The sequence below is a fragment of the Pseudomonas sp. PAMC 29040 genome (genome assembly GCF_003994535.1).
In the GTDB taxonomy this organism is placed as follows: Bacteria; Pseudomonadota; Gammaproteobacteria; order Pseudomonadales; family Pseudomonadaceae; genus Aquipseudomonas; species Aquipseudomonas paraversuta.
Window position 1 is genome coordinate 275,328 of sequence record NZ_RZAA01000007.1, and the last position, 13,069, is coordinate 288,396.

General features: G+C 60.9%; 5 protein-coding genes. 2 read left to right on the top strand and 3 right to left on the bottom strand.

What is annotated here, in order from left to right; translation table 11 throughout:
* Nucleotides 1-364 precede the first annotated feature (364 nt).
* Complete coding sequence (locus WG29040_RS15255; RefSeq protein WP_127196474.1) at nucleotides 365-7,876, top strand: type I polyketide synthase; 7,512 nt, start codon at nucleotides 365-367, stop codon at nucleotides 7,874-7,876.
* A 20-nt stretch (nucleotides 7,877-7,896) separates the two neighbouring features.
* On the top strand, nucleotides 7,897-9,246 hold the full coding sequence (locus WG29040_RS15260; protein ID WP_127196495.1) for an aminotransferase class I/II-fold pyridoxal phosphate-dependent enzyme: 1,350 nt from the start codon (nucleotides 7,897-7,899) through the stop codon (nucleotides 9,244-9,246).
* A gap of 74 nt (nucleotides 9,247-9,320) precedes the next feature.
* Here WG29040_RS15260 and WG29040_RS15265 read toward each other — a convergent pair whose 3' ends face one another.
* The 3 genes from WG29040_RS15265 to WG29040_RS15275 are packed head-to-tail and all read right to left on the bottom strand — an operon-like array spanning nucleotide 9,321 to nucleotide 13,069.
* The gene (locus WG29040_RS15265; protein ID WP_003446039.1) at nucleotides 9,321-10,364 is read right to left on the bottom strand and encodes a phytanoyl-CoA dioxygenase family protein; all 1,044 of its coding nucleotides are present in this window, start codon (nucleotides 10,362-10,364) and stop codon (nucleotides 9,321-9,323) included.
* Nucleotides 10,365-10,367: 3 nt separating this feature from the next.
* Complete coding sequence (locus WG29040_RS15270) at nucleotides 10,368-12,494, bottom strand: capsular polysaccharide biosynthesis protein (protein ID WP_127196475.1); 2,127 nt, start codon at nucleotides 12,492-12,494, stop codon at nucleotides 10,368-10,370.
* On the bottom strand, nucleotides 12,491-13,069 hold the full coding sequence (locus WG29040_RS15275) for a GNAT family N-acetyltransferase (protein ID WP_127196476.1): 579 nt from the start codon (nucleotides 13,067-13,069) through the stop codon (nucleotides 12,491-12,493). Before WG29040_RS15275 ends, WG29040_RS15270 begins: the two co-directional genes overlap by 4 nt.

Here is a 13,069-nt window from a genome sequence, read left to right on the forward strand (position 1 = left end):
GATTCAAGTCTGCGGGGTTTTTTATGGGCGCGGGAAAGTCAGGGAGTTCGACGCTTCACCGGCTTGTCCAGTGCCGCCGGGGCTTTGGTCTGCCTGCTGCGTGTCACTGGGCGGGAAGTCATCGCGCAGTGCTCAAGACGTTTTCCCTGATGCCACGGATCGAGTATTATTCAAAATGTATCTAGGAATAATCCTAAAAGTAGTACGACAATAGATTTTATTCGTCCCGTGTGTGCAGCAAGTCAGTCGCGAATATATCGACAACCTCCAGGCGACGCTCCACAACTTGCCGGCAATGAACATGCTCGGCATGCAGCCATCGATAGGATGGGATGGTGGTCATGAGTATTTTTAAGGAATGGTTTTGACAAAACGTAGGCAGGTAGCAATTGTTGGTAATTCTTTCCGTTTCCCCGGTTCCACGGCCAGCAGTTTCTGGCAGAACCTGATAGAGGGGCGCGATCTGGTGACCCAGGTCGATGCTTCCCGCTGGGAACATGCCGAGTTTTTACATCCTGACAAAGCCAGTCCGGCCTCCACGTATACCTTCGCCTCGGGCTCTCTGGGCGATATCACTGCTTTTGATGCGGGCTTTTTCAGCATTTCGCCACGCGAAGCCATGATGATGGATCCGCAACAGCGAATGTTGCTCGAAATGTGCTGGGAAACCTTCGAAAACGCAGGGGTTAAACCGTCTAGCCTGCGGGGCAGCAATTGTGGCGTTTACCTGGGTATTGCCAGCGTCGAGCAGGCTTACCGTGTGGTCGATGACATGGCGTCCATCGACGCGGCAACGGCCACTGGTAATACCATGAGTATTGCCGCCAATCGTCTGTCCTTCTTTTATGACCTGCGTGGCCCGAGCATGGCCATCGACACCGCATGTTCTTCTTCACTGGTTGCCTTCCACCAGGCGTGTCAGGCAATTCTCAGTGGTGATATCGACCAGGCCGTGACCGGCGGTATCAGCCTGCACATGCACCCGTTCGGCTTCATGATTTTTGCCAAGGCCTCAATGCTGTCGCGTACGGGGCGTTGCCAGTCGTTCGATCAGAACGGTGATGGTTATGCGCGTTCGGAGGGCGGTGGACTGTTCTTGCTCAAGGACTATGATCAGGCCCTGGCTGATGGCAACCCGATTCTGGCCGTGGTTGCGGCCAGCGCTGTGAATACCGATGGCCGCAAGTCGAGTCTGACGCTGCCCAGCGCCGATGCTCAGGCGGCGTTGCTTAAAGGCGTTTACGCCAAGGCCGGAATTGACCCTTCGCAGCTGGATTACCTTGAAGCCCATGGCACGGGAACCGCAGTCGGTGACCCCATTGAGAGTCGGGCCATCGGCGAGTCACTGGGCCAGGCCCGTGGCGCCGGTAACCCGCTGCCGATAGGGTCTGTTAAAAGCAATCTTGGGCACCTCGAGGCAGCATCGGGTGTGGCGGGATTGATGAAGGCCCTCAACTGCCTGAATGAGCGGATGGTGCCCGCTACCATCGGCGGCGACGCACTCAATCCGACGATTCCGTTTGCCGACCTGAACCTGCAGGTAGTCACCGCCAATCAGCCACTCAAGGCTGCAGGGCAACTGACTGTCGGTATCAACTCTTTCGGATTTGGCGGCGCCAACGCTCACGTTATTTTGCAAAGTGCCGAGCCTGTCGCAGCCTCCCGCGAGTCAACGCCAGTGCGCCGCCTGCCGTTGATGCTGAGCGCCAAAGACGCCGAAGGCTTGCGTGCTACGGCTCAGGATTACGCTGATTATCTGGCGTCCAGGCCTGAGGCCGATTTTTACGACGTCGCCTATCAAACCCTGTTTCGCCGTGATGCTCACACCCATCGCCTGCTGTTGATTGGCTCCGATTGTGCCCAGGCTGCGCAAGCTCTGGCCGACTACGCCCAGGATCCGAGCCTGAGCGAATTGAGCTCAGTGGTCGAGGCAGGTCAGGCCCTGGACAACGCCGAGGGCCCGGTCTTTATCTATTCGGGTAACGGTTCGCAATGGCAAGGCATGGGCCGGGGGATGCTCGGCGACCCTGTGTTTGAACAGGCCGTGGCCGAAGTCGATGCACTGTTCCAGCCATTGGCCGGTTATTCGCTGCGGGCCGAGCTGCTGGGTGAAAACGGCGACGACCGTTATGTGCGTACCGAGATCGCTCAACCTGCGCTGTTTGCCTTGCAAGTGGCAGTCACCCGCGTGCTGGCGGCGCAAGGTTTTCATCCGTGCGCGGTGATCGGTCACAGCGTCGGTGAAGTAGCGGCCGCATGGGCCAGTGGTGCCCTGAGCCTGGAAGACGCGACTCAAGTCATTTTCCATCGCAGTCGTCTGCAAGGGCTGACCCGTGGTACTGGCCGTATGGCCGCTGTCGGCCTGTGCGCCGAAGCGACTGCGGCAGTGCTGGTGGAACTTGGGCTGGACCAGCAACTGGTGATCGCGGGCGAAAACAGCAGCCGTGGCGCCACGGTGGCAGGTCCGCTGGAAGCCTTGACTCAGCTTGAGCAAGTGCTGAGCGAGCGCCAGGTGTTTATCCGCCTGCTGGATCTGGATTACGCGTTCCACTCCCCGAGCATGAACCCTATAGAGCAGCAAGTGATTGCTGATCTGGCGCACATTCGCCCGCGCAGTACCACTCTTCCATTCTATTCCACCGTGATTGGCGGCGAGCTGGACGGTAAGAGTCTGGACAGCCACTACTGGTGGCAGAACATTCGTATGCCGGTGTTGTTCCAGAGCGCGATGGATGCACTGGTGGCGCAGGGCTTCAACCTGTTTGTCGAGGTGGGCCCGCACCCGATTTTGCGCTCCTATGTGGCTGATGCACTGACGGGCGCCGAGCGCTCAGGCCAGGTGATTGGCACATTGTTGCGCAAGGATCACAGCGTTTTCCTGCTGGAACGCAGCGTTGCCAAACTGCTGATTGCCGGTGCGCAACCGCAGTGGCAAACGCATTTCCCGGTGACCGGGCGCCACGTGAATCTGCCGAACTACAGCTGGCAGCGCGAACACTTCTACCTGCCGGTCAGCGCCGAGTCGCTCGGGGTACTGCAACGCAAGCGTGTGCACCCTTTGTTGGGTCACTTGCTGCCTGATCGTGCGCTGACGTGGGAAAACCGCCTCGATACCCAGTTGTTCCCTAGCCTGGGCGATCACAAGGTCGGTGAAGCCGTATTGTTTCCTGGTGCAGGCTTTAGCGAGTTGGCGCTGGCGGCGGCCTTGCAGCACCAGCCGGGCGAGTTCGTCGACATCGAAGAGCTGGAAATTCATAACCCGCTGCTACTCAGCCATGACGCCAGCAAAAAAATCCGCATCAATATCGAACCGGCTGATGGCACCTTGCACATTGCTTCCCGCGGCCATGCCCAGCACGAAGAATGGGTACAGCACGTGGTGGCGCGTCTTCCCGGTGAAGCCCGAGGCGTGATGCTGGACGGGCGTGCACCGGCCTTGCCGTCACGCCCGGCGGACTTTACCGGTGCACAGCATTTGGCGCTGACCTGTGCCGTGGGCCTGAACTACGGCCCGGCTTATCAAACCGTCGCGGCAGTGTGGGTCGAGCCGGCCCGCATCCTCGCGCAATTGAGCGTGCCTGAGGTTATCCGTCCTGAAATGGACGACCTGTTCGTGCACCCGGCATTGCTGGATGGCGCGTTCCAGCTGATTACCGAATTGCTGGTGGGCCAGCCCGGCACGAACAAGGGGTTGGCGTTTATTCCAGTGAAGCTGGGGCGTATTGCCTACAGCAAGGCGGGCGGCGTGCCGTGCCTGGCCGAGGTGCGCCAGCTCAAACGCACTGAGCATTCGTTACTGGTGGATTTCACCCTGTTCGACGCCACTGGCGCTGCCGTGTTGTCGATAAAGGACGCGCGCTTTCGCGGTGTGCGTCTGCAGCGTGACCGCAACGGTGATATCAAGCACATGGCCCACGTGGGCATGGCTGCTCCTGGCCAGGTCACGCCGGTGCAGCGGGTCGCCATCGACAGCTCGCCGTTACTGACGCATTTTCAGACCCTGGGTGATGAGCCAGCGCAGCTGCGCTACCTGAACGAAGTCGAGCCATTGCTGGATGTATTGTGCGCCAGTTTCGTGCAGGACCTGATCGAACAGGCGGGCGGTCAACTCAGCGCTGAGCAAATTAGCCTGTGGTCGCAACAGGATGGCGTTTCCAGTCACTATCTGAGCACCTTGCTGCGTCAGGGCCTGGAAGACGGCAGCCTGAGCCGCGATGCCGGCGGCGGTGTGAGCATCGTCGACAGCGGTGAGCGTCCTGCCAGCCAGGCTATTTGGCAAGAACTGTTCCAGAGCTATCCGGAGCATTTTCAACTGATTCATTCGGTGGGCCGCATCGGTCGCCATTTGCGGGCATTGCTTGACGGGCAACAGACCCTTGAGCAGTTGCTGCCCCGCGAAACCAGTGGTGCCATGCTGCTGCGTCAGGTACTGGGTTCGGCTGGCCAACAACGTTTGTTGGCCGGTGCGCGCGATACCCTCGCGCAACGCCTGGCAGCGTTGCCTGACGGGCAGCGTCTGCGGGTGCTGGAGCTGGGCCTGGGCGGGCCGTCGTTTGCCGAGTCACTGTACGCCGGGATCGATTTTGATCGCGTCGACTATAGCTACTGCGTGCAAGAGCCTGAGCTGGCGCAGATGCTGCGGGCAGATTGCCCGGCGCTGAACCTGATTGACTTTGCTCAACTCAGTGATGCCAGCAACTTTGACTGGGTGCTGGTGCCCAGCGATCTGGCGCCACTGGATGCCGTGGGCGAGGCGCTGCGCCAGGCTGCAAGCCATCTCAACCCCCATGGCGAAGTGGTGGTGCTGGCGCAGCACCCGACGCGCTGTGCTGACTTTGTGTTCGGTGCCCGCAGTGACTGGTGGCTGGAAGGTCCTGAGCAGGCGTTGTCGCGACAGCAGCGTCCGTCATTCTGGCAAGTTGAACTGCAACGTCACGGCCTGACCCTGAGCCACACCCTTGAGGCGTTGCCGGGCAATGCCTGCGGCAGCTATCTGTTGCTCGCCGGCAAAGGCGAAGCCACGGGCAAGGTTGTACCTGAAGTAGCTGTGCAGCATTGGGCGCTGCTGGCGGAACAGCAGCATGGGGGCGTTGAACAACTGCTGGCGGCCTTGCGTGAGCAAGGCCAGGTGGTGAACCTGCTGGTGCCGGGCGATGCCCGGGCCGTGGCGCAGCAATTGCTTGCGCTGGCTCAGGCCCCGGAACATGTTGTGCACTTGGCCGGGCTTGACGCGGCACAGGGTCTGGACGCACAAGGTGCCCGCTGCATGCAGGCGGCCGCGCTGGTTCAGGCTTGCGAGTCGTTGGCAATGGCCCCGACTTGCTGGCTGCTCAGCCGTGGTGCGGCCGGTCATTGGTACGGTGCCGAACCCGCATCGGATGTGAACGCCATTGCCGATGCGGCCTTCTGGGGCTTTGGCCGGACCTTGGCCAATGAGTCTGCAAGCTGCCGCATCCGCCTGCTGGACCTGGCACTCAACGCGCCTTTGCTCAGCGTGATCCCTGCGCTGTTGCATGCCGATGGCGAAACCGAGATGGCAATCACGGCTGACGGTCAACGTTATGTGCCGCGTCTGCGGGTTCTGACGCAAAAGGCCCAGGCAGTAGACGGCAAGGACACTCGAATCAGCCTGGGCTTTGACCTGCCGGGTCAATTGCGCAACCTGCGTTGGGAAGTACGCGATCCAGCTGTGCCGGCCGTGGACGAGCTGGATATCGCCGTTCGCGCCACCGGTCTGAACTTCCGTGACGTAATGTTTGCATTGGGGCTGTTGTCCGATGAAGCCATTGAAAATGGTTTCTCCGGCCCGACCCTGGGCTTTGAGTTTTCCGGTGTGGTGCAAGGCAAGGGCGCTGAAGTCCTGGGCGATTTTGCTCCGGGCGACCGGGTCGTAGGCTTTGGTCCATGCAGTTTTGCAAACCGTCTGGTGACCAACGCCAACGCGGTGGCGAAAATCCCGGCTGGCATGTCGTTCGAAGCGGCTGCGACTATTCCGAGTACGTTCTTCACCGTGTACTACGCCTTGCATTACTTGGCACGTCTGGAACCGGGTGAAAAAATCCTCATCCACGGTGCTGCGGGTGGTGTCGGTATTGCCGCGATTCAAATCGCCAAATGGTGCGGTGCCGAGATTTATGCTACCGCCGGCAGTGACGAAAAGCGCGACTTCCTGCGCTTGCTGGGCGTCGAGCACATTTTCGATTCCCGCTCGCTGGCATATGCCGATGAGGTGCTGGCAGTGACGGGCGGACGTGGTGTCGACGTCGTGCTCAATTCGTTGGCAGGTGAGGCGATCAACCGTAACCTGCGAATCCTTAAACCGTTCGGCCGCTTCCTGGAATTGGGCAAGCGCGACTTCTACCAGAACACCCGTATCGGCTTGCGCCCGTTCCGCAACAACATCAGCTACTTCGGCATCGACGCTGACCAGCTGATGAGCGAGCGTCCGGACCTGACCCGACGCCTGTTCGGGAACATGATGCAGTTGTTCGAGCAAGGCATCCTGCACCCGCTGCCGTACCGCGAGTTCGACGCCAATCAAGTGGTCGAAGCATTCCGCTACATGCAGCAGGCCCGTCAGATCGGCAAGATCGTCGTGACCTATGGCAACCCCATCGAGCACTTGGTGGAAACCCGTGCCCAGCCTGCAAAGGGGCTGCAACTCAGTGGCGAAGCGACTTACCTGATCACGGGCGGGGTCGGTGGTTTTGGTCTGCGTACCGCACAGTGGCTGGTGGACAAGGGGGCGCGGCATCTGGTGCTGCTGGGCCGCCGTGGTGCGGCCAGTCTCGAGGTCCAGCCAAGTCTGGCACTGTGGCATGCACAAGGCATCGATGTGCAGGCGGTGGCGTGCGACATCACCGATGAAGCTCAGCTGCGCAGTGTCTTTGAACGCATCGCAACCAGTGCGTATCCGTTACGGGGCCTGGTGCACGCGGCCACCGTCATCGATGACAGCCTGATCCGTAATCTCGACGCCGAGCAATTGCAACGCGTGCTGGAACCCAAGGCCAAGGGCGCGCAATACCTGCACCAACTCACCCGTGAGCTGGAGCTGGACTTCTTTGTGATGTTCTCCTCGGCCACCACTCTGTTCGGTAACCCTGGACAGGCCAACTATGTGGCGGCCAACCATTGGCTTGAAGCGCTGGCCCGCTATCGCCGTGCTCAAGGGCTGGCGGCCACCGCCGTGCTGTGGGGCGCGATTGACGATGTCGGCTTTCTGGCCCGCAACGAACAGATCAAGGATGCGCTGCAAAGCCGTATGGGCGGCGCTGCACTGCGGGCCGAAGTCGCGTTGTCGCATCTGGAGCAGATGTTGCTCAACGGCGATGACGGCACTGGCGTGCTGGAGCTGGAATGGAAAGCCTTGTCGCGTTTCCTGCCGAGCGCTGCGTCCCCGCGTTTCCTGGAACTGGTGCGCGCCCACGGCGGTGATCAGGAAGACGATAACGACGCCGAAGACATACAGCGCATGCTTGTGGAGCTGGACGATGCCCAACTGCTGGAGCGCTTTGCTGAACTGCTCAAGCACGAAGTCTGTGAAATTCTGCGCCTGCCCGCAGCGCGCCTGGACACACAGCGGCCGTTGCAGGAACTGGGGCTGGACTCATTGATGAGTGTCGAACTGATCGTGGCTCTGGAAGAGCGCTTTGGCGTTCGCCTGCCGGTCATGGAGCTCAGCGAAAGCTCCAGCATAGACAAGCTCAGCGTGCGTATTTTGAGCCTGCTGCGCGGTGAGGCCCCGGCCAACGAGTCGTCGGCACCTGCTGCCATGGCCGAAAGTGTGCTGGCCAGTCACGGCACGCACATGACCCACGAACAAGTGGCCGCAGTGGCCGAAAGTGTTGCAACACCTAACCGATTGATTCAGTGAGTGATACCTGCTTGAGTGAGATAAGTGCAAAAACACCCGGGGGTCTGAGTGGGGGTATCAAGCAGCGTTTGATCCAGCAAGCACTGGAGCGCCGTCGCAACGGCGCAGGAGACAGTAATGGCGCGACCCTTGAGCAAGCGCAGCAGGCGGCACTGAAAGTTCCCGAGGCGTTTTACCGTTTCGATCTGTATCCCGGCTATCAGCAGATGCAGTTCCTGCAACAAAGTGCAGCACGCATGGGCTTGGGAAACCCGTTTTTCCGTCTGCATGACGGGCTGGCAGGTGCCCAAACCTGTATTGGTGGCCAGGATTATGTGAACTTCGCCAGTTACAACTACCTGGGCTACTCCGGGCATCCGGTGGTGGTTCAGGCGGCGAAGGACGCTATAGATCGTTACGGCACTTCGGTGTCGGCCAGCCGCGTGGTGTCCGGTGATCGACCGTTGCACCGCGAGCTGGAGCGTGAGCTGGCCAGCTTTTATGAAGTTGATGACGCGGTTGTGTTTGTCAGCGGTCATGCCACTAACGTCACCACCATCGGCTATCTGTTCGGTCCGCGGGATTTAGTGCTGCATGATGAGTTGGTGCATAACAGCGTGTTGCAGGGCATTCAGCTTTCGGGCGCCCGCCGCCTGAGCTTTGCTCACAACGACTGGCAAGCGCTGGACCGCATTCTGGGTGAGCAACGTCAGCATTTTGAACGGGTGCTGGTGGTGGTCGAAGGCATTTACAGCATGGACGGCGACTATCCGGACTTGCCGCGATTTGTCGAGCTCAAACGCAAGCACAAAATCTTCCTGATGGTCGATGAGGCTCATTCGTTGGGTGTCATGGGCGCGACAGGCAGGGGCATACGTGAACACTTCGGCCTGGCCGGAGATGACGTAGACATCTGGATGGGAACCCTGAGCAAGACCCTCGCCAGCTGCGGTGGCTACATTGCGGGTAATACGGCGCTGGTGGAGCATTTGAAGTTTCTGGCGCCCGGTTTTCTCTACAGTGTGGGCCTGCCTCCGTCCGTCACTGCGTCGGCCCTGGCGGCGCTGCGCTGCCTGATCAATGACCATGAGCGAGTACAGGCCGTTCAGGCCCGTGGCGAGCAGTTTTTGCGACTGGCCAGGGCGGCCGGGCTGGATACGGCAACCAGCACCGGGCTGGCCGTGATACCGGTGATTACCGGCAGCTCGCTCAAGGCGGGGCAACTGTCCAGCGCCCTGTTTGAACGGGGGATCAACGCTCAGCCGATCCTCTATCCGGCGGTGCCGGAGAAAACCGCGCGGGTGCGCTTCTTTGTGTCTTGTGAGCACACGCAAGAGCAGATCAGCCGTACCGTGGCCATCGTGGCAGAAGAGCTGGCACGGCTGGATTGAGCTGCCGGCTTGCAGCACCTTGAAACGCTGTGCAGCAAGCCGCCTGGCTGGTGGTTCAGGCGGCGCCACAAAGGCTAGATAAAGGGCTTCTCATAGGCATTGAGCTGTTCGATGAACCGCCAATGGCTACGTTTATCAAACCCCATCATGCGTTTGAGACGAATGTCCCAGCGCATGTGGTGGTTGGCAATCCATGGCAGGGCGAACAGGTGGGCGCCGCGCCACGGGATAAAGGGGTTGCGGCGCAGGCTTGCGTAGATTTCCACCCGGTGGCTCGGGCGCAGACTCGGGCAGCGGGCGTGGAAACCCGATGTGTCAGCCACTACCAGAGTATTGGCGGGTACCGCGAAACGCCGCGGTGGCGGCAAACCCAGCCCGGCCAATTCATTCTCATAAATCCGGAACGAGCCCTCGCGGTGCATTTGCTCGGGTGAACAGGCTGCGCCCAGGCTCTGACGATACTCCCAGGCCAATCGCTCGGGCGTCAGGCGATGGGACCCCGGCACATAGCTGAACGGCCCCTGATCGTCGGCCACGTCATCCAGAAACAACCACGCCTTGGCGGTCGGATGGAAAGTGTCGGTGTGCAGGCGGGTTTGCGGGTCTTCCTCGGGATTCACCGCATCGATCACGATCGACTGCAGTTGATAGGTGATGCCGCCGGTGTTGGATGAAGCATAGGAAATCAGATCACGCACGCTGCGGTCAGCGATAAAGGCTGCGGTGGCCGGGTTTTGTGCCAGCACGTCCTGGTCCAGGCTTACTCGGCGGGTCACCGCCTTGCCCTGACGCATTTCCCAGCCGGTGCTGCGCAAGTCACCCAGTTCGGCCCGCAAGGCCGAAAATTGCTCGGCGGGCAGGGCGTTCTCGCGCACGAAGAATCCCTGCTCCTCGAAGCTTGCCTGTTCGGCCGGGTTCATTCGCGATGCCAGTGCCCGGCGGCGCATGGCGGCCATGGCCATGGCAATCTGGCGACGTTGCACGTGCAAGCCCATGGCATTGAGTCGGGGGCTGCCCAACACCGGGTTGTTTTCGAACGATTTAGCGTGGGTCAGCAGTTGCAGGCAATGCCATGGCAGCGCTGCATAACGGCCCAGATCCTTTAATGAAGCAGGCATGGACTAATCCTTTAGCGGAACCGCTGCACGGGGGAATCCGAGCATGGTCCGGGTGTAATTGAGCAGTGCCCGAACACGCGGCTGAAGTCTCAGGCGTGGCGGGGAAGGGTTCGACAGGCATGCCAGGGCATGCCACGCATCGCAGGGCAAAGCTGTGTGCGGGTCGGCGTAGCGCGCATAGCGCAACAGGACGCCGGCGACCAACTCATCCAGGCTCAGGCGCCGGGTTCGGCGGGGCAAGGGCTGCGAGTCCTGGGTCAGCCCCCAACCGGCATAAAACGGGGTGCCGTAGGTCACTACGGTCAAATGCCGCAGCAAGGCTTCGAAGCCGGCCGTGGAACTGATGGTATGCACTTCATCGACCTGGGCATAAAGCTGAGTGATGTCGGCACCGGGCAACACCTGATCCGCCAGTTCGTGCAAGAGCATTTCGCTCAGGCTGCCCTGACGCTTGCCCGCTTCGACATCCGGGTGCGGCTTGTACACGATCCAGGCATCCGGAGCGTTGCTGCGCACATGCCTGAGCAGCGCCAGGTTGTCGTGCAGGTGGGTGACACTGCAGCGCAATGAGGCATCGTCCTGCACTTGGCCGGGTACCAGAATCCGGCGCTGGCCCGGACGTGCCCGTACCAGGTGATCGGCGTTGCTTTTAAGGTTGAACTTGCTGACGCCCAGCGCCACGATCCGTTCGCGCAAGCGGGCGGCTTCAGCCAGCGTAGCGGGGTCAAAAGCACCCTGTTCGAGCAGGGTTTCGAGGTCGGAAGGCGCGCTGGCATCGTAGTGAATGCCGCTGCGGTCGAGTACCAGTGAGAGCGCCGGGGCGTTGAGCGAACCCAGCCCGTTGGAACGCAGAAAACCATCTTCGATGCGCAACACCGGTACGTTCGAGGCCTGCGCCCGGGCCTTGAGGCTGGCCGGTTCGCGGGCCGCCCATACCAGCAAGGTGCCGCTCTGGGCGGCCACTTCTGCCAGCAGTATCGGGCTGTCTGCGCTGAACTTCAACTGACCCCAGCGGCTACTGAAAAAACGCCGCAGGTTGTGCTGTTTATGCCGTTTGATCCCGAGCACCGTGATGTTCCCGGCAAACTCGGCATCCTGTGCTTTTTGCCGCGCCAGCTGACGGGCAATGGTCAGGGCATCGGTCGGCAGGCTGGTGAGTGGATCGACATAGCGGCTGTAGCGTATGTAAGCGGCTGCCACCAGTTGCACCAGATCTGGTCGTGCCCGACGCCGCGGGATTGGCATGCGGTCGTCCGTCAGGCCCCAGCCTGCATAAAAAGGCAGGCCGAAGCAGGTCACGGGTACGCCTTGAATCAAGGCTTCCAGCCCGGCCTGACTGGTGCCGATGTACACCCGGCGCGCACGCCGTGCCAACGAAGCCCAGGACACGGGCCGACTCTCCAGCGCTACGCCCCTTGCGGTTGCTGCGGCGAGCAGGCAACTGGGCTTTTGCCCGCCAATACAGTCCGGGTGAATGCGTACGCGGACTTCGGCGTCCGGGTTTTCGCTAATGGCCACGTCAAGCATGCGTACATAATCGGCTTCGCACAGACCGCCGCCCGGGATCGAATAATCCCCGGCGGTTTGATCCACGACCAATATCAATGGCCGCTCGCGACCCAGCGGATCGGCGGGGTCGAGGTCGGGTGCGTTGTTGTATTTGCCGATGCCGGTACGGCGCATCAATTCGATCAACTGGCGGGCGCTTTGCAGTTCGTCAGGGCGAAGGCTGTCGGGGGACTGAAGAATGTTTTCCAGCAGGGAAGGGCGATCTGCCAGGTAGTGGATGCCCACCGGGTCGACCACCATCGACATCGGTGTGTCGCCTTCGATACCCAGTGACGAAGAGCGCAGAAAGCCGTCTTCCAGTGCGATGTAGGTCAGGCCCCAGCGCTGGCACAGCACCCGCGCATGAGCCGATGATTGTTTATAGCCGATACCGGCGATAGCTTTCAGGCCTTTGGGCGCACGTTGCCCGCGCTGCCAGAGCCAGAAAGGCTCCCCTTCCGGGCCGAGAAATTGCGGTAAATGCAGGACCTTCCACGCCACCCATTGCGACATGATGCCGATCCAGCCGGGCCCTTCAACCAACGGTTGCAAAGGCATGAAGGGGGTGTCCAGACCGTTCACGGCTGAGTCTCCACATAACGGCGCATGGTGCGCACGGGCGGCCATGGTACCCAGCGCTTGCGCAGCAGGCTAAAGCCGTTTTGCAGGTACAGGTGGCGAGCGCGGTCATTGGCCAGCGGTACTTCCAGATAAACAGCCCTGAACCCTCGGGTCGCGGCATGTTTGCTGCACGCCTGCAGCAGCGCGCTGGCGATGCCGTGATTGCGTGCCGACCTGCTGACCCGCAAGCCATACAGCAGGAACGGGTAGCGCCATTCTCGGCACTCGCTCAGGCAGAACGCGGCGAACCGCAGTGTGCCGCTGAGCCAGCCAAATTCGCGAACAAAAGGTTTGACGCGCAACGCAAACGGCCCGCGCATCTGATACTTGAGTGCGGCATAGCCCACCGCTTGTCCATCTTCAAAGGCCAGCAGTATGCGGTCCCAATGAATGCTGGCGCCAAGCAAGCGTTGGCGGCAGGCGGCATTGCCGATGATGAAGGCCAGCGAGCCCCGGCCTTCTGTCACCAGGCGTGACAGCCCGGGATCGGTGAGCAGGTCCGGCGTCAGGCTCGAACCCTGCACGATGGGGACCAT